Origin of the sequence: Pseudomonas sp. GD04019, from assembly GCF_029837695.1 — a bacterium.
In the GTDB taxonomy this organism is placed as follows: domain Bacteria; phylum Pseudomonadota; class Gammaproteobacteria; order Pseudomonadales; family Pseudomonadaceae; genus Aquipseudomonas.
Map to the genome: position 1 here is coordinate 174,718 of NZ_JAOEEA010000006.1, position 25,318 is coordinate 200,035.

At 68.5% G+C, this 25,318-nt stretch carries 26 protein-coding genes; 7 read left to right on the plus strand and 19 right to left on the minus strand.

The genetic code is table 11. The features are described 5' to 3' along the window. Positions 1-57: 57 nt before the first annotated feature. The 3 genes from N7607_RS11585 to prlC form a co-directional block, all read right to left on the minus strand. The gene (locus N7607_RS11585; protein WP_279865871.1) at positions 58-552 is read right to left on the minus strand and encodes a hypothetical protein; all 495 of its coding nucleotides are present in this window, start codon (positions 550-552) and stop codon (positions 58-60) included. A gap of 64 nt (positions 553-616) precedes the next feature. After that, positions 617-883 carry a YheV family putative zinc ribbon protein gene (locus tag N7607_RS11590; RefSeq protein WP_279865870.1) on the minus strand — a complete coding sequence of 89 codons (267 nt, stop codon included), beginning with the start codon at positions 881-883 and terminating at the stop codon, positions 617-619. Next, complete coding sequence (prlC, locus tag N7607_RS11595; protein ID WP_279865868.1) at positions 880-2,928, minus strand: oligopeptidase A; 2,049 nt, start codon at positions 2,926-2,928, stop codon at positions 880-882. The genes N7607_RS11590 and prlC overlap by 4 nt, the downstream gene beginning before the upstream one ends. A 124-nt stretch (positions 2,929-3,052) precedes the next feature. Between prlC and N7607_RS11600 the strand changes: the two genes are divergently transcribed. Next, positions 3,053-3,595 carry a gamma carbonic anhydrase family protein gene (locus N7607_RS11600; RefSeq protein ID WP_279865867.1) on the plus strand — a complete coding sequence of 181 codons (543 nt, stop codon included), beginning with the start codon at positions 3,053-3,055 and terminating at the stop codon, positions 3,593-3,595. A gap of 83 nt (positions 3,596-3,678) precedes the next feature. Further along, entirely contained in the window at positions 3,679-4,632 is a 954-nt protein-coding gene (locus N7607_RS11605; RefSeq protein WP_279865866.1) for a hypothetical protein, read from the plus strand. Positions 4,633-4,636: 4 nt separating this feature from the next. Here the strand turns inward: N7607_RS11605 and N7607_RS11610 are convergent, their stop codons facing one another. The 11 genes from N7607_RS11610 to N7607_RS11660 form a co-directional block, all read right to left on the minus strand. Continuing rightward, positions 4,637-6,004, minus strand: a complete 1,368-nt coding sequence (locus N7607_RS11610; RefSeq protein WP_279865864.1) for an efflux transporter outer membrane subunit — start codon at positions 6,002-6,004, stop codon at positions 4,637-4,639. Positions 6,005-6,015: 11 nt separating this feature from the next. Continuing rightward, on the minus strand, positions 6,016-7,959 hold the full coding sequence (locus tag N7607_RS11615; protein WP_279865862.1) for an ABC transporter permease: 1,944 nt from the start codon (positions 7,957-7,959) through the stop codon (positions 6,016-6,018). Further along, positions 7,956-9,122: an efflux RND transporter periplasmic adaptor subunit gene (locus N7607_RS11620; RefSeq protein ID WP_279865861.1), complete on the minus strand. Its 1,167-nt coding sequence runs from the start codon at positions 9,120-9,122 to the stop codon at positions 7,956-7,958. The genes N7607_RS11615 and N7607_RS11620 overlap by 4 nt, the downstream gene beginning before the upstream one ends. 29 nt (positions 9,123-9,151) lie before the next feature. Next, positions 9,152-9,496, minus strand: a complete 345-nt coding sequence (locus tag N7607_RS11625) for a DUF3325 domain-containing protein (RefSeq protein ID WP_279865860.1) — start codon at positions 9,494-9,496, stop codon at positions 9,152-9,154. Then, on the minus strand, positions 9,493-11,136 hold the full coding sequence (locus tag N7607_RS11630; RefSeq protein WP_279865859.1) for a PepSY-associated TM helix domain-containing protein: 1,644 nt from the start codon (positions 11,134-11,136) through the stop codon (positions 9,493-9,495). The genes N7607_RS11625 and N7607_RS11630 overlap by 4 nt, the downstream gene beginning before the upstream one ends. Then, on the minus strand, positions 11,133-11,408 hold the full coding sequence (locus tag N7607_RS11635; protein ID WP_279865858.1) for a hypothetical protein: 276 nt from the start codon (positions 11,406-11,408) through the stop codon (positions 11,133-11,135). The genes N7607_RS11630 and N7607_RS11635 overlap by 4 nt, the downstream gene beginning before the upstream one ends. A gap of 208 nt (positions 11,409-11,616) precedes the next feature. Next, positions 11,617-14,106 carry a TonB-dependent siderophore receptor gene (locus N7607_RS11640; protein ID WP_279865857.1) on the minus strand — a complete coding sequence of 830 codons (2,490 nt, stop codon included), beginning with the start codon at positions 14,104-14,106 and terminating at the stop codon, positions 11,617-11,619. A gap of 124 nt (positions 14,107-14,230) precedes the next feature. Then, entirely contained in the window at positions 14,231-15,178 is a 948-nt protein-coding gene (locus tag N7607_RS11645) for a FecR domain-containing protein (RefSeq protein WP_279865856.1), read from the minus strand. A gap of 2 nt (positions 15,179-15,180) precedes the next feature. Then, on the minus strand, positions 15,181-15,702 hold the full coding sequence (locus N7607_RS11650; protein WP_279865855.1) for a sigma-70 family RNA polymerase sigma factor: 522 nt from the start codon (positions 15,700-15,702) through the stop codon (positions 15,181-15,183). An 81-nt stretch (positions 15,703-15,783) separates the two neighbouring features. Continuing rightward, positions 15,784-16,014, minus strand: coding sequence for a DUF1161 domain-containing protein (locus N7607_RS11655; protein WP_279865854.1), 231 nt, complete (start codon positions 16,012-16,014; stop codon positions 15,784-15,786). Positions 16,015-16,044: 30 nt separating this feature from the next. Then, positions 16,045-17,109, minus strand: a complete 1,065-nt coding sequence (locus tag N7607_RS11660) for an aminopeptidase (protein WP_279865853.1) — start codon at positions 17,107-17,109, stop codon at positions 16,045-16,047. A gap of 43 nt (positions 17,110-17,152) precedes the next feature. Here N7607_RS11660 and N7607_RS11665 point away from each other — a divergent pair, with 43 nt between their 5' ends. Continuing rightward, the gene (locus tag N7607_RS11665) at positions 17,153-17,566 is read left to right on the plus strand and encodes a hypothetical protein (RefSeq protein ID WP_279865852.1); all 414 of its coding nucleotides are present in this window, start codon (positions 17,153-17,155) and stop codon (positions 17,564-17,566) included. Between the two features lie 41 nt (positions 17,567-17,607). After that, positions 17,608-18,021, plus strand: coding sequence for a hypothetical protein (locus N7607_RS11670; RefSeq protein WP_279865851.1), 414 nt, complete (start codon positions 17,608-17,610; stop codon positions 18,019-18,021). A 7-nt stretch (positions 18,022-18,028) separates the two neighbouring features. Here N7607_RS11670 and N7607_RS11675 read toward each other — a convergent pair whose 3' ends face one another. The 4 genes from N7607_RS11675 to N7607_RS11690 all read right to left on the minus strand — a co-directional run bounded on the left by N7607_RS11675 (position 18,029) and on the right by N7607_RS11690 (position 20,183). Beyond that, entirely contained in the window at positions 18,029-18,454 is a 426-nt protein-coding gene (locus N7607_RS11675) for an OsmC family protein (RefSeq protein ID WP_279865937.1), read from the minus strand. Between the two features lie 71 nt (positions 18,455-18,525). Further along, the gene (locus tag N7607_RS11680; protein ID WP_279865850.1) at positions 18,526-19,524 is read right to left on the minus strand and encodes an LLM class flavin-dependent oxidoreductase; all 999 of its coding nucleotides are present in this window, start codon (positions 19,522-19,524) and stop codon (positions 18,526-18,528) included. 126 nt (positions 19,525-19,650) lie between these two features. Further along, positions 19,651-19,875, minus strand: coding sequence for a DUF1161 domain-containing protein (locus N7607_RS11685; protein WP_279865849.1), 225 nt, complete (start codon positions 19,873-19,875; stop codon positions 19,651-19,653). Between the two features lie 92 nt (positions 19,876-19,967). Then, positions 19,968-20,183, minus strand: a complete 216-nt coding sequence (locus tag N7607_RS11690; protein ID WP_279865848.1) for a dodecin — start codon at positions 20,181-20,183, stop codon at positions 19,968-19,970. A gap of 158 nt (positions 20,184-20,341) precedes the next feature. Between N7607_RS11690 and N7607_RS11695 the strand changes: the two genes are divergently transcribed. From N7607_RS11695 to N7607_RS11705, 3 genes are all read left to right on the plus strand, one after another. Next, entirely contained in the window at positions 20,342-20,848 is a 507-nt protein-coding gene (locus tag N7607_RS11695) for a sigma-70 family RNA polymerase sigma factor (protein ID WP_279865847.1), read from the plus strand. Beyond that, the gene (locus N7607_RS11700; RefSeq protein WP_279865846.1) at positions 20,845-21,807 is read left to right on the plus strand and encodes a FecR family protein; all 963 of its coding nucleotides are present in this window, start codon (positions 20,845-20,847) and stop codon (positions 21,805-21,807) included. Before N7607_RS11695 ends, N7607_RS11700 begins: the two co-directional genes overlap by 4 nt. 127 nt (positions 21,808-21,934) lie before the next feature. After that, the gene (locus N7607_RS11705) at positions 21,935-24,346 is read left to right on the plus strand and encodes a TonB-dependent siderophore receptor (RefSeq protein WP_279865845.1); all 2,412 of its coding nucleotides are present in this window, start codon (positions 21,935-21,937) and stop codon (positions 24,344-24,346) included. 72 nt (positions 24,347-24,418) lie between these two features. On the opposite strand, the gene N7607_RS11710 is transcribed toward N7607_RS11705, so the two are convergent. After that, entirely contained in the window at positions 24,419-25,318 is a 900-nt protein-coding gene (locus N7607_RS11710) for a LysR family transcriptional regulator (RefSeq protein WP_279865844.1), read from the minus strand.

The following is a 25,318-nucleotide window of genomic DNA, read 5'->3' on the forward strand; positions in this document are numbered from 1 at the left end:
CTCCAAATACTGTATGCATGAACAGTATTCTGATTTATTCCGACACGCCAGCGGCGACTACTCCTCCTCGACCGACGGCGGCGGTGTGAACGGCTTGATCACATACTCGCGGCCATGCCGACGACAGTCCTCAAGCGTACCCTCGGCGTTGCGCCGGGTGACCAGGAAGGTGCTGCCACGCGAATCCTCGGCGTCGATCACACCGGTCTGCAGGTCAACGCCATCGCTCATCACCGCCGAGAGAAAACCCTCCGCCCAATCCCTATCGCCATGCCAGCGCAGGATCATCTGCCCCTCGCGCCAGTGCACCGAGACGAACTCCAGGTCGTAATCCCAGCGATAGCCCAGCAGGCAGAAATGGTTGGTGGCGCTGTTCGCGCCCTGATGCGCCAGCAGCAGACGCAGCTCTGTCTCGGGCTGGCGGTAGCGGGACTCGGCGGCCGGATCGAAACGCGCATTCATGCCGGCGTAGATCGAGGGGCCGAAGTCCTCGACGGTACCGGCAAATGAGGGACTCGCCAGCAAGGCGAGCGCGAGGAGGTGGTTCTTCATTGACGTCCCTGTCGATGACGATGGTGCGAGCTGCAGCAGGCGCACGATCCGCCGCGCCTTGGCCCTACTCTGGTTTCTTAAGCTTGGGATTGGGGAAGAACTGCACCGTCTGCCCCTTGCTCGCCGCTGGTTTGGCCGTGGCCTGGTTGACCCGCGTGCCGACTTCCTTGGGCACCGACTGGCCCTGGGCGTTGAGGGTGTCGGCGTAGCCGCAGGCCACGCACTCGCGGTGCGGGGTGCCGTTCTCGTCCCACATCTTGATGGTGTCCTGGGCGCTGCAGGCCGGGCATACGGCGCCGGCGATAAAGCGCTTGGGTGGGAGCTGAGTCATGCCGCCTCCTGGCTCAGGCCGAGGTGGCGCAGCAGGGCGTCGATGCTCGGTTCGCGGCCGCGGAAGTCGACGAACAGCACCATCGGCGCCTGGGAGCCGCCACGGGCCAGGATCGCCTCGCGGAAGGCGCGGCCGGTGGCCGGGTTGAGCACGCCGTCTTCCTCGAACTTGGAGAAGGCGTCGGCGGACAGCACCTCCGCCCACTTGTAGCTGTAGTAACCGGCCGCGTATCCGCCGGCAAAGATATGCGCGAAGCTGTTGGCGAAGCGGTTGAAGGCCGGCGGACGTACCACGGCCACCTCATCGCGGATGCCTTCGAGCACCTGCAGCACGCTGCGGCCGTCGCCGTGGGTGGCGTGCAGCTCGAAGTCGAACAGCGAGAACTCCAGCTGGCGCACCATCATCAGGCCGGACTGGAAGTTCTTCGCCGCCAGCATCTTGTCCAGCAGCGCCTGGGGCAACGCCTCGCCGGACTCGTAGTGGCCGGAGATCAGCGCCAGGCCCTCAGGCTCCCAGCACCAATTCTCCATGAACTGGCTGGGCAGCTCCACCGCGTCCCAGGCCACGCCGTTGATGCCGGAGGCACCGGCGTGCTCGACGCGGGTCAGCAGGTGGTGCAGGCCGTGACCGAACTCGTGGAACAGGGTGGTGACTTCGTCGTGGGTCAGCAGCGCCGGCTTGCCGCCGACGGCTGGGGTGAAGTTGCACACCAGGTTGGCCACCGGGCTGATCAGCTCGCCCTTAGCCGAGCGGCGCTTGTCGCGGGCGCCGTCCATCCAGGCGCCGCCGCGCTTGTTGGCGCGGGCGTAGAGGTCGAAGAAGAAGCGGCCGACGTGCTGGCCGTTCTCGCGAATCTCGAACAGGCGCACGTCCGGGTGCCAGCTATCGAACTCCTTCAGCTCATTGATCTCGATGCCGTAGAGCTTCTGCACGATGGCGAACAGGCCGGAGAGCACCTTGTCGATCGGGAACCAGGCGCGCACTTCCTCCTGGGAGATGCTGTAGCGCTGCTGGCGCAGCTTCTCGCTGAAGTAGCCGACGTCCCAGCTCTGCAGGTCGCTGACGCCCTGTTCGGTGGCGAAGGCTTTCAGTTCTTCCAGGTCCTGGGCGGCGAAGGGCTTGCTGCGCAAGGCCAGGTCGCGCAGGAAGTGCAGAACCTGGTCGGTATTGTCGGCCATCTTGCTGGCCAGGCTCAGTTCGCTGTAGTGGGCGAAGCCGAGCAGGCGCGCCAGTTCCTGGCGCAGGTCGAGCAGTTCGGCCATCACCGGGCCGTTGTCGTTCTGCCCGGCGTTCGGGCCCTGGTCGGAGGCGCGGGTGCAGTAGGCGGTGTAGACCTCTTCGCGCAGTGCGCGGTCGTCGGCGTAGGTCATCACCGCGTAGTAGCTGGGGAATTCCAGGGTGATCAGCCAGCCGTCCAGCTCCTTGGCCTGCGCGGCCTGGGCCATCTGCGCCTTGGCCGAATCGGTCAGGCCGGCCAGGGCCGCCTCGTCGGTAATGTGCTTGGTCCAGGCCTGGGTGGCGTCGAGCAGCTGGTTGGAGAACTTGCTACCCAGCTCGGACAGCTTCATCTGAATCTCGCCGTAGCGCTTCTGCTGCTCGGCCGGCAGGTCGATGCCGCTGAGGCGGAAGTCACGCAGGGCGTGTTCGAGGATGGTCTTCTGCGCCACATCGAGGCCTTCTGCCGCCGGGCTCTTGGCCAGGGCGGCGTAGGCCTCGAACAGCGGCTTGTTCTGGCCCATCTCGGTCCAGTATTCCGACAGCTTAGGCAGGCAGGCCTCGTACGCAGTGCGCAGCTCGGCGTTGTTGCACACCGCATTCAGGTGGCTGACCGGGCTCCACGCACCACCCAGGCGCGCGTTGAGTTCGTCCAGCGCCAGCACCAGACCGTCCCAGCTCGGGTTGCTCTGCTGGGTCTTGAGCAGTTCGGCGATGGCCGCGCGGCTGTCGGCGAGGATCTGGTCCACGGCCGGCTCGACGTGCTCGGGCTTGATCAGGGAGTAGGGCGGCAGGTCGAAGTCTTGCAGCAGGGGATTGGCAGCGGTCACGGCGAGGCACCTTTGAATGCGCGAATGCAGATACTGGTTATGGGGTCTTGGACGACCTTTCACAACCGCAGTGCCTGGCATGTTAATTACAATCGGCGGCAACCGCAGCCTGAAGGAGACTATCGTGGCGATTCGAACTTACCAGGGCACGGCCCCGCAGCTGGGCCCGCGCGCTTTTGTCGACGCTTCCGCAGTGGTACTCGGCGACGTGGTGCTGGGCGAAGACGCCTCGGTCTGGCCGATGGCCGTGGTCCGTGGCGATATGCACCGGATTAGGATTGGCAAGCGCACCAGCGTGCAGGACGGCAGCGTGCTGCACATCACCCACGCCGGGCCCTTCAACCCGGACGGCTACCCGCTGCTGATCGGCGACGAAGTGACCATCGGCCACAACGTCACCCTGCACGGCTGCACCCTGGGCAATCGCATCCTGGTCGGCATGGGTTCGATCATGATGGACGGCGCGGTGGTCGAGGACGAAGTGGTGATCGGCGCAGGCTCCCTGGTTCCGCCGGGCAAGGTGCTGCAGAGCGGCTACCTGTATGTCGGCAGCCCGGTGAAACAAGCCCGCGCCCTGACTGACAAGGAGCGCGCGTTCTTCGCCTACAGCGCCGCCAACTACGTGAAGCTCAAGGACCTGCACCTGGCCGAGGGCTACGACCGGTGAACCGCTTCACGCCCTCCGCCTAGCACGCTGGGCCTGAGCCGGCCCTGGACCTACTCTGGGCGCCCTCGAAAAGGATTTTGCCGATGACCAACCCCTTCGATACCGCCGTGCCTCAGCCAGCCGCCGAGTACCCGGCCTCGCAGCAGCCCTACGCCTTCGGCGCCATGGGCGCACTGGTGATGCTGCAGAGCCTGGTGGTCGGCAATCTGCTGGCCGCGCTCAACCACGCCGAGTTCAGCGACTACCTGCTCGGCAACCTGATGAACCTGCTACCGGGCTGGCTGTGCAGCCTCCTACTCGGCGGGCTGGCCGCCACCCTGCTGGTCGCCAGCCATCAGGAGCGCCATGCTGCGGTCCTGGTCAACCCCGGCAAGGTGCTGCTGGCAGTTGCCGCCGCCATCGTGCTGACCGGCCTGCTCTATGGCGCGCTGTCCGGCTTCCTGCTCGCCGGCCTGTATGGCTGGCTCAGCGAGCATCGCAGCCTGATGGGGTTGTACCAGCCGCTGGTGTTCGAGCCCCTGGGCCTGCTGGCCTTCGCCCTGACCAACCTGCTGCCGCTGTGGCTCGGCCTACGCCTGAGCGCGCAGAAGACCTGTGCGCCGGCGCCGGTGGGGCACACGGCAGTCGCAGCGCTGCTGGCGCTGTGCGTGCTGCTGTTGAGCCTGAAGACGGTGGACATCCTCATCAAGCAGGTGATGCCGGGTTACAACGCGGCCCTGCCGCTGGCCCTGGCCTGCCTGACTCCGCTGCTCGGCGCCGCGCTGGTGTTCGCCAGCAGCTGGAGCGCGCTACCGGCGCGCCTGCAGCGGCTCAGGGCGGGGCAGCTGCTGCTGACCGCCCTGGCGATCTTCGTCGTGTGGATGCTGGCCCAGCTGCTGGTCGCCGGTCTGCTGGTGATCTACGCGCTGGCCGATCGCGGCAGCGAGGTTTTCCACCCCGTTCTGCTGCTGATCATGGGCGTCGGCCTGCTCGGCCTGTTATGGCCGCTGACCCTGCTGGGCCTGCGCTGGATCTACCGCGCCGAGGCGGCGGCCTGACGGCTCACTGCGCCTCGCTGCGCCAGCCACCACCCAGCGCCCGCGCCAGGGCCACGCTGGCCTGCAGGCGGGCCAGGCGCAGCTGCGCGCTCTGGTCCTCGGCGGCGTACAGGGTGCGCTGGGCGTCGAGCAGGTTGAGCAGATCCTCGGCACCGGCGCGGTAGCGCCGCTCGGCCAGCTGCAGGGCGCGTTCGGCCTGGGCCTGCACCTCCTGCTGGGCCTGCCACTGGGCCTCGACGCCGGCGCCGGCGTTGAGCGCCACCTGCACATCGGCGAAGGCCGCGACGATGCTCTGCCGGTAGGCGGCGAGCAGCTCCTCGCGGCGTGCCGCGCTGCGATCACGCTCGGCAGCCAGGGCGCCGCCATCGAAGATCGGCGCGGTCAGCGCGGCAGCCAGGGAATAGAGCGGATCGGCGAACACCCGGTTGAGGCCGCCGTTGGCGCCACTGGCGCCAGCCGACAGGTTCAGCCGTGGCAGCATGGCCGCCCGCGCCGCACGCAGGTCAGCATCGGCGGCGCTCAGCTGCGCCTCGGCACGGGCCAGGTCGGGGCGGCGCAGCAGCAGTTCGCTGGGCAGACCAGCGCTCACCGAAGGCGCGACCAGCGCGGTCAGCGCGGCGCTCGATGGCTCGGCCGGCGCCGCCTGGCCGAGCAGCACGGCCAGGGCGCTGCGGATGTCGTCGGCCTGCTGGCGCAGCTCCTCGCGGGAACGCCGCTGCTCGGCGACCAGGCCGCGCTGCTGGGCCAATTCCAGTTGCGTGGCGGAGCCCGCCGCCTGGCGCGCCTGCACGGTGGCCAGCACCCGCTCGGCGTTGGCCAGGTTGAGTTCGGCCAGGCGCAGGCGTTCGGCCAGGGCCACCTGGCGCAGCCAGGACTCGGTCAGGCTGGCGCTGAGGGTCAGGCGCAGGGCGTCGCGGTCGAAGCGGCTGGCAGCCAGCTCGGCCTCGGCGGACTCGCGGTCGGCGGATAGCCGGCCCCACAGGTCGACCTCGTAGCTGGCGGCCAAGCCGCCGCTGTACAGGTTGCCGGCGGTGTCGGCGTCGCCACCGAGACGCCCCTCACGACTGGCGCCGAGGTTACCGTCCAGACGCGGCAGCAGCGGTGCACCGGCGGCACGGGCGCTGGCCTCGGCCTGGCGCAGGCGCGCGGCGGCGGCGGCCAGATCGAAGTTGTCAGTCAGGCCGCGCTCGACCAGGGCATCCAGTTCGGCGCTGGCGAAGGCGTGCCACCACAGCGCATCCGGCGCCGCCGCGGCGGCAACGGCGTGGCTCCACTCGGCGGGCGCGTCGGGCAGGGCGTCCGGTGCCTCGGGGGTGGCGGAGCAGCCGGCGAGGAGCAGCGCGGCGAGCAGGGTCAGCGGGTGTCGGGACATGGAGAACTCGTTCATTCGCTGGCCAGGGCGGCGACCGGGTCGAGGGCCGCGGCGGTCTTCGCCGGCAGGTAGCCGAACAGCAAGCCGGTGCCCACCGCGCAGGCGAAGGCCAGCAGCATCGCCGACAGGGAGAAGATCAGCGGCACGCCGGCCACCAGCAGCGCGGCGCCGCCGATCAGGCCGACCAGCACGCCGATGCTGCCGCCGACCAGGGTGACCAGCACTGCCTCGCCGAGGAACTGGCGAAGGATGTCGTGCTGACGTGCGCCGGTGGCCATGCGCACGCCGATCTCGCGGGTGCGTTCGCGCACCGTCATCAGCATCACGTTCATCACGCCGATGCCGCCGACCAGCAGCGATACGGCAGCGATCAGGCCGAGCATGCGAGTCATGCTGTCCTGGGTCTCGGCCTCGGCCTGGACCTTGGCCGCGGCGTTGTCGACCTGGAAGTCCTCGCGACCGTGGCGCGCCAGCAACAGCTCGCGGGCGGCCGCCTCGGCGGCCAACACCTGATCGGTGGAGGCGGCGGTGAGGGCGGCGTACTCCGGCTCGGCGATGTCCTGGTAGACCCGCGCGCGCCCGGCGGCGTAGGGGATGAAGACCATCTCGTCGTAGTAGTCGGCACCGGACTCGCGGCCCTTCTCGGCCATCACCCCGATCACCTCGAACGGCGCGTCGCCGATCAACAGCTGCTTGCCCAGCGGGTTGGGCTCGTCGCGGAAGAAGAACTCGCGCGCCTTGTGCCCGAGCACTACCACCGGCGCCAGGTTCTGGTCCTCGCCGGCGGTGAAGAAGCGCCCCGCGGCCACCGGCCAGTGCTGGATGGCGGGCAGCTGCTCGTTGCTGGCGAACACGTAGATGTCGCGCGAGGCGTTGCCGTACTGGACCATGCGCGGGTTGCCGATCACCGGGGTGAACAGGTCGACCTCCGGCAGCTCCCCGAGCGCCTGCAGATCGCCCTCGCTGAGGGTGCCCCAGGGGCCGCCTTCCGGCGGTTGCGCGGCGTACAGGTAGAGCGTGGTGGCGCCCATCGAGGCCATCTGCGCCAGGACCTTCTGCTTGGTGCCCAGGCCGATGGCCAGCATGACGATCACCGAGGCCACACCGATAACGATGCCGAGCAGGGTCAGCGCGGTGCGGAAGCGGTTCAGCAGCATCACCCGCCAGGCCGAGCGCAGCACCTCGCCGAGGGCGCTCCAGCCGGCGCCGTGCACGCTCATGCCATCGAAGCGCGGAGCCGGCAGGGCGGCAGGATTCGGCTGCGCGCCGCTGTCGCCGATGATCGCACCGTCGCGAATCTCGATGACCCGCTGGGCCTGGGCCGCCACCTCGCGGTCGTGGGTGATCAGGATCACCGTGTGCCCAGCCTCGGCCAGCTCGCGCAGCAGCGCCATGACCTCGCGCCCGCTGTGCGAATCGAGGGCGCCGGTGGGTTCGTCGGCGAGGATGATGCGTCCGCCGTTCATCAGCGCGCGGGCGATGGACACGCGCTGCTGCTGGCCGCCGGAGAGCTGGCCGGGGCGATAGTCCAGGCGCTCGCCCAGGCCCAGGCGGGTGAGCAGGGCGCTGGCGCGCTCGCGGCGCTGCTCGGCGGACATGCCGGCGTACAGCGCGGGCACCTCGACGTTCTCGCAGGCCGATTCGGTGGCGATCAGGTGGTAGCCCTGGAACACGAAGCCGAAGGCCTCGCGGCGCAGCCAGGCCAGCTGGTCTGCGTCCAGCGCGGCGACGTCGTGGCCGGCGAAGTGGTAGCTGCCGGCGCTGGGGCGGTCGAGGCAGCCGAGCAGGTTCATCAGGGTCGACTTGCCGGAGCCGGAGCTGCCGACGATGGCGACGAATTCGCCGGCGGCGATGCGCAGGTCGATGCCATGCAACACCTCGACTTCCGGCGCGCCGTTTTCCCCTCCGTAGCGGCGGCGGATGCCGCGCAGTTCGATCAGCGGCGTGTCGCTCACCACTGGAACCTCGACGGCGCGGGCTCGCGCTCGCCGGTGACCAGCAGTTCGCCCTCGTCCAAGCCACTGACCACCTCGACGACTTGCCGGCTGCGCGCGCCGACCCGCACCTCGCGCGCGGCGGTACGCCCGGAGGCCTCCAGCACGCGGGCGTTGAACAGTCCGGCCTGGCCTGCCACCGGCTGCAGCGCGGCCAGCGGCGCGGTCAGCACGTCATGGGCGGCGGCGGTGACGAAGGTGACCTGGGCGGTCATCTGCGGCATCAGCTCGCCGTCGTCGTTGCTCACGTCGAACAGCACGGTGTACTGCACCGCCTTGACCGTCTGCGGCACCGCGGCGGACTCGCCGGAGGCGCTCGGCGTCACCGGCGGCGCCGGCAACACCTGGCGCACCTTGCCGTGCCAGCGCCGGCCGTCACCGCCGAGGGTGGTGAAGTACAGCGGCATGTCGACCCGCACGCGGCGGATGTCGGCCTCGGAGACCTTGGTCCAGGCAGTCATCGCGCCGAGGTCGGCCAGGCGCAGCACGGTCGGCGTCTGGTAGGTGGCGTTGAGAGTCTGGCCCTGTTTGACGTCGACGCCGATCACCGTGCCGGCGATGGGCGCGTAAATGCGCGTGTAGCTCAGCTGCGCCTCGTTGCCGCGCAGACGTGCGCTGGCTTCGGCGATCTGCGCGCGCAGCTGGCGCAGGCGCGCCTCGGCGGAGCGCAGGGTGGCGACGGCGATCTGCACGTCCTCCTCGCGGGTCGCCTCGTCGACGGCCAGGCGCTGCTGGCGCTGGTGCTGCTGGCGCGCCAGGTCGAGCTGCGCCTGCTGCTCGGCCAGCTGCGCGCGCAGGCCGTCGAGGGCCGCGCGGTCGGCCTCGACCGAGGCCTGGTGCAGGCTGGCGTCGATCTCGGCGAGCAGCTGGCCCTTCTCCACCCGGTCGCCGGGCTGCACGTGCAGGCGGGTGACCTGGCCGGACACCTGGGCGCCGACGTCCACCGACTCGCGCGGCTGCAGGGTGGCGATGGCGGTGACGCTGGCCTCGACGTCGCCCCGGCCGATGGCCACGGTGTCGTAAGCCACCGCGTCATCCCAGGACAGCCAGATCAGCGCCGGCACACCAAGGATCACGGCGGCGGCCAGGCCACGACGCAGGAGCGGGGGGAAACGCGAGGTCATCGACTACTTCTTCCTTGAACGGTGCCGGCTCAGCCGGCGGTCATCAACAACACCGGCAGGCCTGCGCCGGCCGCGATGGCGGCCAGCAGCGCAGCGATACGCGGGCGATAGGGCAACAGCAGGACTAGGCTGAAGGCGCCGACGCTGAGCATGCCGCACCAGACCACGGGGCCGACGGCGCCGCCCCAGATCTGTACGCAGGGCCATGCGGCGGCGGCCAGCAGCAGCCAGCCGGCCAGGCGCAGCAGGCGCTGGCGATTGGGCGCCTTGGCCTTCCACACCTGGGCGTGGTGGCGGTCCATGGCCAGGCACAGGCCGGCCATGCCGGCGTAGCAGAGCGCGGCGGAGAGCATCACGGCGAGCGACAGGGTCATGATTGCGCCTCCGCCACGGCGGCACGCTGGCGCGCACGCGCCGGCGCTACCTTCGGCCGGGTGATGCGCCAGGCGCCCCACAGCGACAGGGCACCGAAGCCCAGCGCGACCAGCTCGACGCCAGCGCGCTCACCGTCACCGCGCTGCAGATACATCAGCACGTGCTCGCCGACGCTCAGCCAGTTGAGCAGCGGCAGCAGCAGGCACAGCGCGGCCAGCGCCAGCAGCTGCTCGACCCAGGCGCGCGCCGCCGGACGCAGGCCGGCGTGGATGAAGCTCAGCAGCCAGACGGCGAAGAACACCGCGATCTCCCATTCCGGACGGTCGGCGATGCCTACCGGCAACAGGCGGTTGCCCCAGAAGAACGCCACGCAGGCGATGGACAGGCCGGTAAGGGTGCCGACGTTGAGCACCTCGATCACCCGGTAGACCCGCGCGGTGGAAGCGCCGAACTCGTGCAGCGAACGCTGCCGGCGCTTGACCATGAACAGCAGGGCGCCGGTGGCCAGCATGGCCGCACCGGCCAGGCCGCTGAAGAAGTACAGCCAGCGCACCAGGTGACCGCCGAAGGCGGCGAAGTGCAGGTTGCGCATCACCGACTGCACATCCTGGGCGGCGCCGCCACGCAGCTCGCCGGGCATCTGGATATCGGTCTGCTCGCCCGTCACGCCGTTGAAGAACACCTGACCGCCGCCATCGCCGAGCAGGCGGTACTGGCCGGGCTGTTCGACGAAACGCCCGAACAGCAGCACCGAGGCGCTGCTGTCGTTGGGGTGCTCGATGCTGATGAAACTGGCCGGGCGCTGCAGCTGCTGTTCGGCACGCGGCAGCAGGCCGTCCAGGGCCACCAGCGGGCTGGCCACGCCGGTCAGCTCCTGCGGTGCCGGTTGGGCCAACAGCTCGGCGAAGTAGGCCTCCTCGCTGTCGTAGTGAGCGACGATGCCGGCCGGCATGTAGAGGAAGTAGAAGGTGGCCAGGCCGGTGTAGGCGATCATCAGCTGGAACGGCAGGCTCAGCACCGACAGCGCGTTGTGGGCGTCCAGCCAGCTGCGCTGGCCCTTGCCCGGACGGAAGGTGAAGAAGTCCTTGAAGATGCGTTTGTGGATGACGATGCCGCTGACCAGCGCCACCAGCATGGCCATGGTGAAGGCGCCGACGAACCAGATGCCGGCCGTGCCGCCGTGGAACTCGAAGTGCATGTGCACGAAGTGGTGACCGCCTTCGCTGTCACGCTCGTGCGAGCCGTCCACCGGCTTGCCGGTCTGGGCATCGATGCGCTCGTTGTGGAAGTTCTCCTGCGGGTCCTGCCAGAACAGGCGGATCGACGGGTCTTCGTCCGAGGGCAGGCCGATGCCCCAGAAATGCGCCCCCGGCTGGTTCTCGCTGAACCAGGCCTGGGCCAGGCGCACCGCCTGCGGCCGGTCGAAGCCATCGTCCAGGCCGGTGTCGCTACTGGCCTCGGCGGCCTGCGGCAGGTGCGGTTGCATCCAGCGGGTGATCGGTCCGTCGAACACGCCCAGGCTGCCGGTAAGGAAGATCACGAACAGCACCCAGCATGCCCACAGGCCGCCCCAGGTGTGCAGCCAGGCCATGGCCTGGCGGAAACCACCCTCGGCGGCGCCACTCTGTACCTTGCTCATGCTTCACCTCCAAGCAGCAGGCCGGCGCCGGTCAGCACCAGCGAGGCGATCAGCAGCACCAGCCAGATGCGCTTCAGGTTCGGCGTGGCGAACGCCCAGACGATCACTGCGGTGTACACCGCGAAACTGGTCAGCGAGGAGGCGAGGACCGCCTGGCTCTTGGGCAGCGGCAGCACTGCGCCGAGGAAGATCACGCTGGCACAGGTCAGCGCATAGCCTCCGAGCAGGGCGGCGGCCGTGCGCGAGAGCAGCGCGAGGGAGCGAGGAGACATCGATTTCATCGGCGTACAAACCATGGGGCCGGAAAAACAAAGGCCGCCGGATGGCCGGCGGCATATGGGAGGGGTGATCGAGCAAACGGATCACCCCTGACTACAGGACGGATGAGGTCGGAAAAACCCGCACGCTCACCGCCCGCAAGCTGTGACCGGATGTGTCCGGCGGCGCCAGACGGCGCCGCCAGGCCGGTCGAGCGCGACCTCAGAAGTCCATGCGCAGGCCGACGGTGGCGTTGCGCGGCGCGCCGTAATAGCTGGAGCTGGAGCTGGTGTAGTACTCCTCGTCGAGCAGGTTGTTGAGGTTGAAGGTGGCGGTCAGCTGCTGGGTCAGCGGGTAGCGCGCGAAGGCGTCGACCACGGCGTAGTCGTCCTGGGTGAAGCGTACGCCCAGCGGTCCGACGCCATCGCTGTAGATCTCGCTCTGCCAGTTGACGCCGCCACCGAAGGTCAGGCCGTTGCCGAGGCTACGCAGGGTGTAGCTGGTGAACATCTTCACGGTGTTCTGCGCGATATCGGTGTTGAGCTTCTGCCCTTCGCTGTCCTGCACGATATTGCGGCTGAAGCTGGCGCTGGCCTGCCAGTCGGTGGCCAGCTCACCAGTGACTTCCACCTCGAAGCCACGGGTTTCGGTGCCGGACTCGGCGCGGTAGGCCTGGCTGCCGTCCGGCGCCAGCTGGCCGTCACCCAACGACACGGCCAGGTTGTCCTGCTCGATCTGGTACAGCGCCAGGCCGAAGTTCAGGCGCCCCTCGAAGAAGGCCGCCTTGCTACCGACTTCATAACCGACACCCTCCAGCGGATCGATATAGGCGCCGTCCAGGGTCTTGTTGTTCTGCGGCTTGAAGATGCTGGTGTAGCTGCCATACACCGACCAGATGTCGTTGAGGTCGTACACCACGCCGGCGAAGGGGGTCACCACGCCGGTTTCGCTGCGGTCGCTGATGTCGCTGGGGGTGGCGTCGTCGTAGTCGTACTCGACCTTGTTCTGCCAGTCGATCACCCGGGCACCGAGAATGAACGACAGATCGTCGCTGGCACGCAGGCGGGTGCTGCCATAAAGCGCGCCCTGTTCCTCGCTGAAGTCCATACGGCCATAAGGCTGCAGATCGGGCTTGGCCGGGGTCTTGCCATCCCAGGTGTAGATGTTGTCTATCACCGGGAACGGTCGCCACCAGGAGTATGCCGGCGTGTTGTAATCGGTCTTCTGCTGGCTGTAGCCGATGATCGCATCGTGTTCCAGGCCGAACAGGTCGAAGTTGCCCGCCAGGTTCAGGTCGAAGCTGTTCTGTACCGGCTTGGCTTTCCAGCGGTTGGCATAGAACACGATCGAGGCCGGGTCGGCTCCAGGGGCGTAGTTGTTGCCGCCGGCATAGCCACTGAGCTCGTCGTATTCGCTGCGGCGCTGGTTGAGGGTCAGCTTGGTCTTCCAGCGCTCGGTCAGGTTGTGCTCGAGGATGGCGAAAGCGGAAACGGCGCTGCGATCGGAATAGGCCCATTTGGCGGCGGCGGAATCGGAATCGTCATGATCGGCCTTGGTACCATCGTTGTTGAACAGCGGCAGGCCGCTGCGGGCGTGGCCGTCGTAATCGTCGGACTGCGAGTCCATGCCGAAGGTCAGCAGGGTGTCGGGGGTCAGGTCGGCCTCGATGACGCCGTAGAACACCTGCTTGCGCTCGCTGAGGCGGTCGACATAGGAGTCGTTCTCCTGGTACGCGGCGACAAAGCGCCCGCGCACGTTGCCGCTCTCGGTCAGCGGGCCGCCGATATCCGCCTCGGTGCGCCCGTAATTCCAGGAGCCGCCGGTCACGTTGATGCTGCTCTTGAATTCCTGGGTCGGGCGCTTGCGGATCATGTTCAGGGTGGCGCCGGGAGTGCCCACGCCGTTGGTCAGGCCGGTGGCGCCGCGGATGACCTCGACACGGTCGTACAGGACCATGTCGTTGCTCTGCGCGGGGCTCTCGTAGTTGCTGTCGAGCAGCTGCAGGCCGTCGATCTGGTAGTTCTCGACCTTGAAGCCACGCGAGTAGATGCCGCTGTTGTCGCCGCCGTTGCCGCCACTCTGGCTGAGGGTCAGGCCGGGGGTCTGGCGCACCACGTCGGTGAGCTGGGTCAGCCCCTGGTCCTGCATGCGCTGGCTGGTGATCACCGAGATCGACTGCGGCGTCTCGCGGATCGACAGGGGCAGGCCGGTGGCCGTGCTGGTCGAGGCGGTGGTGTAGGAACCGGTGCCCTCGGTGGTCTCACCCAGGCCGACGCCAGTGATGCTGGTGCTATCCAGCTGCAGCGGCGAGCCGGCTTCCGGCGGCGGCAGCAGCGAGTAGTTGCCGCTGGCCTGGCGCGACACCTGCAGGCCGCTGCCGGCCAGCAGACGCTCCAGTGCCTGGTCCGGCACGAAGCGCCCCTGCACGCCGGGGGACTGCAGACCGCGTACGGTCTCCGGGCTGAACGACACGCTGACCCCGCTGGTGGCGGCGAAGCTGTTCAGCGCCGACTCCAGCGAACCCGCGGCAATCGCGAAGTCCTGCTCCGCCACCACGCTTTCCGCCCAGGCCGGCTGCACCTGCAGCGCGCCAAGCACCGGTAGCGCCAGCACCGCGCCGAGCAGGGCACGGTTGATGGCCACACTCAGCGGGCTGAGGAGAGGGGAACTACGGAGCAGCGAGGTACTGCGCGGGGCGGTCTGGCGCGACATGGAGGGGTTCCTGGGGATGGTTGGCAAGGAGCGCACTACGGGCGCTTTCCTAACCAAGTCGAATGAGAAGCGAAATCAACAACACCCCAGGCAAAAATATTTCACTCGGCTCAGAACCAGGTTCTCAGGCCGGCTCGATGCGCACCCAGTAACGGGTGAGACGGTTCACCCGCAGCGGCAGGGTGCTGCGCAGGTTGTCCAGCACCGCATCGCTGTCGGCCAGCTGGAAGGCACCGGAAATGCGCAGCCCGGCCAACGCCGGATCGCACGAGAGCAGGCCCGGTCGATAGCGTGCCAGCTCGTCGATAAAACGCGGCAGCGGCCAGTCGCTGACCACCAGCATGCCGCGCAGCCAGGCGTCGCCGTGAGCCTCCAGCGGCTCGACCGCACCGCAGGCGGCGGTGCTGTACCACAGCTGCTGGCCGGCTTCGATCCGCAGCGGCTGGTCTGGCACATCCAGCGGGCGCACTTCCACGGCGTGCTGCAGCACCCGCACCTGAGTGCGTTCGCCCTCCTGGCGCACCAGGAAACGGGTGCCGAGGGCGCGGATGCTGCCCTGCGCGGTGTGTACCACGAAGGGCCGCGGGTCCGCCGCGGTCTGCACATGGATTTCGCCACGCCGCAGATGGACCTCGCGCAGCTGTGCGCCGTAGGCCAGGTCGAGGGCGCTGTCGCTGTTCAGCTGCAGCCGGCCGCCATCAGGCAGGCGCAGGCTGCGCCGTTCGCCGACGGCGGTGCGCTGGTCGGCACGCAGGCTGCGCATGGGCTCGGACTGCCAGCCAAGACCGGCCATGCCACCACCGAGCAGCAACAGGCCGAGCAGCTTGAGGCTCTCGCGGCGCCGACCGTTGACCCCGCGCAGGGCCGACGGCGCCACCGCGACGGGCAGCCCGGCCAGCTTGCCTTGCAGCTTCTCCAGCCTGCTCCAGGCTTGGCGATGACTGGCATCGGCCTCCAGCCATTGGCGATGCGCCGCGCCGGTCTGCGCGCAATCCGGCGCGGCGAGCAGGTCCAGATGCCAGTTGGCGGCGGCGCGCAGGGCGGCAATGGGCGGCTTGGCGGTGAGGCTCACGGTCAGTCCTCGATCAGTAGCAGGCACTGGGTCAAACCGCGCACCACGTACTTGCGCACGGTGTTGGTCGACAGGCCCAGGCGCCGGCCGATCTCCACATGGCTGAGGCCATCGAGCTGGGCCAGCAGGAAGATCTCCCGGCAGCGCGCGCCGAGGCCGTCGAGCATGCGGTCGATTTCCAGCAGGGTTTCGAGGATCAGCGCCCGCTCTTCCGGGGAGATATCCAGCGGCTCGGGCAGCGCGGCCAGGGCCTCCAGGTAGGACTGTTCGAGGGCGCGGCGGCGGAAGCCGTCGATCATCAGGCTGCGGGCGATGCTGCTGAGGTAGGCGCGCGGCTCGCGCAGGTCGAAGGCCTGGCGGCTGGCGAGGACCCGCACGAAGGTGTCCTGGGCCAGGTCGGCGGCGTTCTCCGCACAGGGCAGACGCTTGCGCAGCCAATGCCGTAGCCAGTCGTGATGCTCGCGGTAGAGCGAATGCACGGCTTGCTGGGTGGCGAGGTCGGCGGCTTGGTCGGGAGAGCGCAAGGGTCGAAGAATACTAAATGATAATTGATATCATTAATTCTCCACCGAAAGCTCGCCCCTGCGCAAGCTTGGGGGACGCCGTCAGTCGTTCTTCTGGTAGATGATCTTGCGGCTGCCACCCTCGCAGCTGCCGACCACCATGTTGGGGTCTTCCACTTCGGCGGCCGCCACTATCTCCAGGGTGTAGCTGGTGACCTTGGCCGCCTGGATCTTCACCTCGATCTCGCGCTTCAGCTCTTCGCAGGGCTTGGGTGCGGCGAGGGCGCCGCCACACAGCAGGGTGGCCATGACGGCCGCAAACCAGCGCTTCATCGCATGCTCCTCGGGATGGATCAGGCAGTTCTAGTTCTGATCGGCCAGCGCCGCCAGGGTTCGCTCGCGTTGTTCAGCCGGGAGTTCACCCAGCGCGGCGGCGCGGCGGTGGAACTCCGCCCAGTCGCCGCCGGCCTGGCGGAACAAGGCGGCGAAGGATTCCACCCACTGGTCGTAGAGGCCGAACGGCAGCAGCCGGGCGTTGTTCAGCGGCTGGGCGATCCAGGCGTCGTAGCGCCGATCGCCGCCCCACTCGCCGTCACGCAGGGCGCGGTATTCGGCACGCAGGCGCGCGAATTCGGCGGCCTTGCCGGTGCGCTTCTGCGCCTCGTCCAGCGGGCTGACGTAGAGCGTCTGCAGGCGCTCGCGGCTGGCCAGGATCAGCTCGGTGAACTGGCGACGCATGCGCTCTTCGTGCGCATCGCCGGGCGCCAGGCCACGGGCGGCGCGCCACTGACGCAGGCCCTCCTGCTCGACGAAGCTGGCGAAGGACTCGTTGAACGCCGTGTCGTCGGCCACGTACAGCTGCTGGTGCGCCAGCTCGTGGAAGATCACCGCGGCCAGGCGCTCGTCGTCCCAGCGCAGCATGGTGTTGAGGATGGGGTCGTCGAACCAGCCCAGGGTCGAATAGGCCTCGATGCCGGCCACATAGGTGTCCATGCCCTCGGCCTGCAGCAGGGCGGCGGCGCCACGGGCGCGACCCTGCTGGTAGAAGCCGCGATAGGCCACGCAGCCGGCGATGGGGAAGCAGTGGGTCAGTGGCGCCAGCGACAGCTCCGGGGTGGCGAACACGTTCCACACCACATAGGGCCGCCGCAGGTCGGCGTACAGGCGATAGCTGCGGTTGTCCGGCAGCGCCAGGCGCGCGCTGGCGAATTCGCGGGCCTGCTGGGCCAGCGCCAGGCGCCGCTGCAGCGCAGGATCGGTCTGGGGATCGGCGATCAGCTCGGCCACCGGCTGGCGTGCGGCGAGCAGGTCGAGCTGGCCGCGGCTGACTTGGGCGTAGTAGTCGAGGCTGGCGCAACCGCTCAGCAGAACGCCAAGCCACAGCGGAACCAGGCACCGCGCGCGGCGGTCGAGTAGGGCGATAGGCATTTCGCGAGCCTATTGCATTGCCCCTCTGCCTAGGAAGCCCGCCATGCGCACACCTCTAATCCTCTGCCTGCCCGTTCTGCTCGGCGGCTGTTCCCTGCTGATGCCTTTTCACGACCCCGCGCAGGCCTGGATCGAACTGCACGAGCGCCACGACGGCCGCCTGGAGGCGGTGCAGGTAGATGGCAAGACGCTGGACGACGGCCGCTATTTCCAGATTCCACCGGGCCGCCACGAACTGCAGGTGCGCCTGCGCTTCGAGGTGGAACCCGCTAACACCGGCACCGAGCAGAGCCTGCCGCGCACCTGCCTGTTGACCCTGGACTACGCCGACTTCGCCGCCGGCCAGCGCTATCGACTCAAGGCCGGCAGCCGCGGCTTCCGCCCCTGGGCGCAATTGCAGGACGAGCGTGGCGAAGACTTGGCTCGAGCCCGCGAGGGCCGCTGCGGCGCCGTCTGATCGGCGCTATGCTGGCCGTCTCCATCGTCGAGGACTCCGCCATGCGCCTGCCCCTGTTGCTGTCCCTGCTCGCCCTCGGCGCCTGTGCCAGCCCGCTGCCGCCGGCGGACCCGCAGCAGGCCTGGGTCGAGCTGTATGCCAGCCCCGGTAACACCCTGATGGCGCACAAGCTGGACGACAAGCAAACCCGCGACGGCCGCTACTTCCAGGTGACGCCCGGCGCCCACGAACTGCAGGTGCGCTTTCAGTTCGAGGTGGCGGGCGGCGGCGGCGAATTCAGCAGCGAGCCGGTCGAGATGACCTGCCACCTGCGCTTCCGCTACGACGGCTTCGCCGCCGGCCAACGCTACCGCATCGAGGCCCGGCCGCTGCAATACAAGGCCCAGGGCTGGCTATACGGCGAGGGCCGCCAGGTGCTGGCGCGCGCCGACGTACTGCGCTGCAGCACCTTCTGAGCGCCGCTCAGGCGTCCAGGGTCACCTGCAGGCTGATCTCGGCGTTGAGCAGCTTGGACACCGGGCAGCCGGTCTTGGCCGTCTCCACCGCCTCCTCGAACTTGTCGCGGTCGGCGCCGGGAATCCTGGCGCGCAGGCTCAGGTGCACGGCGCTGATGCGAAAGCCGCCGGCCTCCTTCTCCAGCCAGACCTCGGCCTGGGTGTCGATGCTCTCGGCGAGCATGCCGCGCTCCTCCAGCTCCTTGGAAAGGGCCATGGAGAAGCAGCCGGCGTGGGCGGCGCCGATCAGCTCCTCGGGATTGGTGCCGGGCTGGTCCTCGAAACGGGTGTTGAAGCCGTAGGGCTGGTCCTTCAGCGCGCCGCTCTGGGTGGAGATGCGGCCCTTGCCGTCCTTGATGCCGCCCTGCCAATGGGCCGAAGCCGTCTTCTTGATGGTCATGTGCTGCTCCTCTCGTGTGGGGTGGGTACCCAGTTGAGAGGAACGTCGCTGCGGCAAAGTTCGTCCTATCGCAGCCCGGCGACTATCTCGAAGCTGCGCAGACGGTGCTCGGGCTGGTACAGGTCGCAGGTGAAGATCAGCTCGTCGGCGCCGCTCTGCTCCAGCAGAATCTCCAGGCGCGCGCGCACCTTCTCCGGCCCGCCGATCGCCGCCAGGCCGAGGAAGTCGCCGACCGCCTGCTGCTCGTGGGGCTGCCAGCGGCCAACCATGCTCTCCACCGGCGGGCGCAGCACCAGGCTCTGCCCGCGCATCAGCGCCAGTACCCGCTGATAGGCGGTGGTGGCGAGGAACTCGGCTTCCTCGTCGCTGGGCGCGGCGATCAGCGGCACGCCGATCATGGCGTAGGGCTTGGCCAGCATGGCGGACGGCTGGAAGTTCTCGCGATAGATGCGCAGCGCCTGGTGCAGGTAACGCGGCGCGAAGTGCGAGGCGAAGGCGTAGGGCAGGCCCTTCTGCGCCGCCAGCTGGGCGCTGAACAGACTGGAGCCGAGCAGCCAGATCGGCACGTTAGTGTCCACGCCCGGCACGGCCAGCACCGACTGCCCGGGCTGACGCGGGCCGAGCAGGGTTTCCAGCTCCTCGACGTCCTGCGGGAAGTCCTCCGCGCTGCCCAGACGGTCGCGGCGCAGGGCGCGGGCGGTGGCCTGGTCGGCGCCCGGGGCGCGGCCCAGGCCCAGCTCGATGCGATTCGGGTAGAGCGCGGCGAGGGTGCCGAACTGCTCGGCCACCACCAGCGGCGCGTGGTTGGGCAGCATGATGCCGCCGGAGCCGAGGCGCAGGGTGGACGTGTTGGCCGCCAGGTAGCCGAGCAGCACGGCGGTGGCGGAACTGGCAATGCCCTCCATGTTGTGGTGCTCGGCCACCCACATGCGCGAGAAGCCCAGGCGCTCCACATGCCGGGCCAGATCGAGGGAACGCTGCAGGGCGGGCGCGGCGCCGCTGTCGTCGTCGCGCATGGGCGCCAGGTCGAGTACGGAGAATGGCGTGGTGGACAGCTTGCTCATAAGGCCTCCTCGGGTCATCCCAGCTTTATGGGGTCGTCCCGGCGAAAGGCAAGCCGCGATTTGGCCGCGCCATGAAAAAGGCCGAGGCTCCTCGCGGAGCCCCGGCCCGATGCAGCGGCGAAAGAATCAGCCGCGCTGGTAGACGATTTCCTTGGTGCCGGCCTCGCAGGTACCGACCACCTGCTTGTCGCCGGCGCCACCCTTGTCGACCACTTCCAAGGTGTAGGCGGCAACGCCCTTGTCCTTGAGCTTGGCGTCGATTTCCGCCTTCAGCTCGTCGCAAGGTTTGCCGGCAGCCAGGGCGGAACCGGCCAGGGTGAACAGGGCCAGGCCCAGCATCATTTGCTTCATGGATAACGCTCCTTCGTTGGTGGACTCGCGGGGGCAGCCCGCCCCGGACCGGCCAAGACTAGCCGACACGGGCGGGCGAAACCGTGCAGCAATCAGCTGTTGCTGATACGGAAACCGACTTTGAGCTCGACCTGATAGTGCGCCACCTTGCCGTCGACGATATGGCCGCGGGTGTCGACGACCTCGAACCAGTCCATGTTGCGCACGGACTTGGCGCACTCGGCCAGGGCGTTGGCGATGGCATCCTCGATGCTCATCTTGGACGTGCCAACGACTTCGATTTTCTTGTAGGTACGGTGATCGGACATTGCTGTTCTCCAGAGGGTGGACAGGTTCCTGATGGCATTTAGTCCTGCCGTCGAACGCTAAAATTCAGATTAGTCGCACTTGGCGGGTGTGGTTGTCGGGCATCGTGTCCCAACGGTAAGATAAGAATAATTAGCATTTACTCTCGGACACTCCCTCCGTGCCCAGCCCCACGACCAGCAAGCTGGGATTCTTCTTCAGCGACCACCACCGCTGGCTCCTGCAGCATATCCAGCGCCGCCTGCATAACCGCGCCGACGCCGAGGACACGGCTGCCGAGACCTTCTGCCAGATGCTCGCCGCCAGCGTCGACCCGGACAGCATCGAGCAACCGCGCGCCTACCTGTCGACCATCGCCCGCCGGCTGATCTTCGACCGTCATCGTCGCCGCCAACTGGAACTGGCTTATCTCGAACGCCTGAGCAGCCTGCCCGAAGCGCTGGCGCCGTCGCCGGAAGAGATCGCCCTGCTGGTCGAGGCCCTCAGCGCCGTCGACCGCATGCTCGCCGGGCTGCCGCAGGCGGTGAAGCAGGCCTTCCTCTACAGCCAGCTCGACGGCTTCAGCTACGTGGAAATTGCCCGCCGCCTGGACGTGTCCGAACGCACCGTCAGCCGCTACATGACCCAGGCCCTGCAGCAGTGCTACCTGACCGGGATGCAGCCATGAGCCAGACGCCATTGAACCGCCCCGGCCAGGAAGCCATCGAGTGGATGGTGCGCCTGCGCGCCGCCACGCCTGACGCACAGTTGCAGGCAGGCTTCGACGCCTGGCTGGCCAGCGACCCGGCCCATGCCGCCGCCTGGAAGCACCTGCAGCAAGGCCTGGGAGGCCATTACGAGACCCTGCGCAGCTTCGAGCGCCGTGCCCCGGGCCAGGCTCGCGAGGTGCTGCTGCAGCCCGCGACCTCGCGGCGCGACGTGCTGCGCGGCCTGGCCGGCCTGGGCCTATTCGGTGGCGGCCTGTGGCTGGCCGCGCGCAGCCAGCCGGGCCAGGCGCTGCTCGCCGACCTGCGCACCGGCACCGGCGAACGCCGGCTCTACAGCCTGGCCGATGGCAGCCAGCTCAACCTGAATGCCGGCAGCGCCGTCGATCTCGACTTCAGCACCAACCAGCGCCTGCTGCACCTGCGCCGAGGCGAGCTGGTGGTGCAAGTCGCCGCCGAGCCGAGCCGGCCATTCATCGTGCGCAGCGCCCAGGGCGATGTACGCGCCCTCGGCACGCGCTTCCTGGTGCGCCAGGAGGACCAGGCCACCCGCGTGCTGGTGCTGGAACACTCGGTGCGTATCAGCCTGCCGAATGGCGCCAGCCAGGACCTGCAGGAAGGCGAGGCGGCGCTGCTGCATGCGCGGCACATCGAAGCGCTGGGCCGGGGCGAGCAGCATCGCGCGGACTGGCTGCAAGGCCAGCTGAGCGTGCTCGACGAACCGCTGGAAGCGATGATCGACGCCCTGCGTCCCTACCGCGCCGGGATGATCCGCGTGGCCCCGGCCGTACGCTCGCTGCGCGTGCAGGGCGTGTTCCCGCTGGATCAGCCCGAGCGCGCGCTGACCGCCCTGGGCGAGACCCTGCCGATCCGCATCAGCCACTACGGGCCATGGCTGACCCTGATCGACGCGCAGCACTGACCGCCGAGCGAGTTCGCGCGCCGCAGGGTGCTCTAAAGAATTTATGAAAAATATTCTCATCCGTGTCCGGTTTTCATCTTTCGTCCCACCTATCTCCTGACAACAGCCATTCCATCAGGAGCATCCCGTGTCCCAACCCTGGCCCCGCGCCATCGCCATCGCCATCGCGCTCGCCGCCACCGGCCCCATCGGCTACGCCTACAGCGCCGACGTGATCCAGCAGCAGACCCTGCGTTTCGACCTGCCCGCCGCCAGCCTGGCCGAGACCATCAATACCATCGCCCGCCAGAGCGGCCAGGTGGTGTCCCTCGACCCGGCGCTGGTGCAAGGCAAACAGGCCCCAGCCGTGAGCGGCGAGTTCACAGCTGCCCAGGCCCTGCAACAGGCCCTGGCCGGCAGCGGCCTGGAACTGAAGGTGACCGGCAGCGGCAATTTCAGTGTGCAACCCGCTCCTGAAGGCAACGGCTCGCTGGAACTGGGCACGACCGAGATCAGCGCCAGCGAACTGGGCAGCACCACCGAGGGCAGCGGCTCTTACACCACCGGCGCGGTGACCATCGGCAAGCGCGCGCAGTCGCTGCGCGAGACCCCGCAGTCGGTCACCGTGGTCACGCGCAAGCTGATGGACGACAAGAACATGGTGTCCCTGGACCAGGTGATGGCGCAGACGCCCGGCATCACCCGCGCCACCCGCGGCTACGGCAACAACCACTTCAGCTCCCGCGGCTTCGACCTGACCGACGACAGCTACATGGTCGACGGCGTATCCGGGCAGGCCTACGCCTACACCGGCTGGATGATCCCGGACATGGCGGTGTTCGACCGCGTCGAAGTGCTGCGTGGCGCCGCCGGCCTGCTGGTCGGCGCCGGCGGCCCGGGCGGCGCGGTGAACCTGGTACGCAAGCGCCCGACATTCGACCCGCGCCTGTCACTCACCACCCGCGCCGGCTCCTGGGACAACTACCGCCAGGACGTGGACGCCAGCGGCAAGCTCAACGCCGAAGGCACCCTGCGCGGGCGCCTGGTCGCCTCCTATGAGGACCGCGGCTCCTTCATCGACGTCACCGAGTCCAAGCGCCCGCTGCTGTACGGCATCCTCGAGGGCGACCTGAGCGATGCCACCACCGTGGCCTTGGGCCTGCGCCGGCAGACCTCGCGCGTCGACGGCTACAGCGTGCTCGGCCTGCCGAACAACCCCGACGGCAGCAACCCGCACCTCAAGCGCTCGACCTTCCTCGGCCAGGACTGGGCCAAGCTGCAGACGCGCACCGACGAGGTATTCGCCGACCTGAGCCACCGTTTCAATGAAAACTGGAGCGGCAAGCTGGCGCTATCCCATTCGGAGAGCCGCTACAACCGCAGCGCCATCGAGTGGACCGCCGAGGACACCCTGGAATACGGCAGCCCGACCGGCCCGGTCATCACCGGCACCAGCTTTCACAAGTTCGACGTCACCGCCAACGCCGTCGACGGCCACCTGGATGGCGACTTCGAGGCCTTCGGCCTGACGCACCAGGTGACGCTGGGGGCCAGCTGGTCGAAGCGCGACATGAACGACAAGGACGCCACGGTCCGCCTGGCCAGCCCGCTTCCGCTCAACGTCTACGACCCGAACCACCACCTGTTCCCGGAGCCGGCACGCCCCGACTGGGACTACAAGGACGACACCGTCGACACCCGCTACGGCACCTACCTGAATACCCGCCTGCACCTGAACGAGGACCTCAGCCTGGTCCTCGGCGGCCGCCTGAGCTGGTACAAGACCGAGGCCTGGAGTGGCCCGCAGGTCATCACCAACGAACAGAAGCATGAGTTCACGCCCTTCGTCGGCACCATCTACGACCTCGACGACAACTGGTCGCTGTATGCCAGCTATGCCGACATCTTCATGCCCCAGGCCAACTACCGCAGCGCCGGCGGCGTCACGCTGGACCCGGCCATCGGCTCCAACTACGAAACCGGGATCAAGGGCGAGCTGTTCGACAAGCGCCTGAACCTGTCCTTCGCGGTGTTCTACATCGAACAGGAAGACGTGGCCGCCCGCGACTACGCCAATGACGGCAACTGCCCGCAGGACGTCGCCGGCCGCTGCTTCGTCAACAGCGATGGCATCAATCGCAGCAAGGGCTTCGAGGCGGAGGCCAGCGGCGAAGTGCTGCCGGGCCTGCAGGTGGCCGCCGGCTATACCTTCAACACCACGCGGGCCGAGGATGGCGAGCCGATCTCCGCGCAAACGCCGAAGCACATGCTGCGCCTCAACACCCACTACAGCCTGCCGGGCGAATGGAATCGCTTCAGCGTCGGCGCCGGCGTCTCGGCCCAGTCGCACTACGACGACGCCTACAACGGCGTGAGCAACAGCGGCCGCGCCATCTTCGACGCCCGTGCGGCCTACAAGGTCGACCAACACTGGACCCTGGCCGTGGATATCGAGAACCTGCTGGACCGCAAGTACTTCGACTCCACCGGCTACTGGACCCGCGGCACCACCTACGGCACACCCCGCAGCTACATGCTCACCCTGCGCGGCGACTTCTAGGGCGACCAAGCGAGCACGCTTGACCCTGTGGAGCCGCGGAGCTGCTTAGCGAAAGGAACAAGCACGACGATCCTAGCTGCCGCCATCGCCCTGCAGTTCGCCCCGCAGCCATTCGGCCAAGCGCTCGGCACGCGGGTCACGCGCCCGGCTAGGCACCCACAGGGCCAGGCGTGCGGAGGTCTCGACAAAGCCCCAGGGCGCCAGCAGACGACCGGCAGCCAGATCGTCGGCCACCAGTTGCTGCGGAGCGATAGCCACGCCGAGGCCGGCAGCGGCAGCTTCCAGCAGGTAATAGAGATGCTCGAAGCCCTGGCCCTGGTGCAGCCGCTCCGTCTCCAAGCCCTGAGCTTGAACCCACTGCGGCCAGGCCTGGGGTCGCGAGGCGGTGTGCAGCAGCGGCTCGCCGAGCAATGCGTCGGCGGGCTGGCCGGCCAGTTCGGCGTAGCGCGCATAACGCGGACTCAGCACCGGGCCGATGCGCTCCACGTCCAGTTCGTACACCTGCATGTCCGCCGGCCAGGGCGGCGTGGCGAAGCACAGGGTGGCGTCAACGCCAGGCCTGCGCGGGTCCTGCTCGCCCTCGCTGGCCGACAGCTGCAGGCGCAGCTCCGGCAGCTCGCGCTGCAGCCTGTCGAGGCGCGGGATAAACCAGCGCGCCAGCAGGCTGCCGGGGCAACCGAGGACGAAGGGCGCATCGCCCTGGCGCTGCTTCAGCTCGGCGCAGGTCGTGCGCAAACGTTCGAAGGTCTCGGAAGCGACGTCGCGCAGGCGCATGCCGGCATCGGTGAGTTTCACGCCGCGGCCGTCCTTGTCGAAAAGGCTGACCCCGAGCTGCTCCTCCAGCACACGGATCTGCCGGCTCACCGCGCCGTGGGTCACATGCAGCTCGGCCGCCGCCTGGCTGACACTCTGCAGGCGGGCGGCGGCCTCGAAGGCGCGCAGGGCATTCAGCGGGGGCAGTTCGCGGCTCAT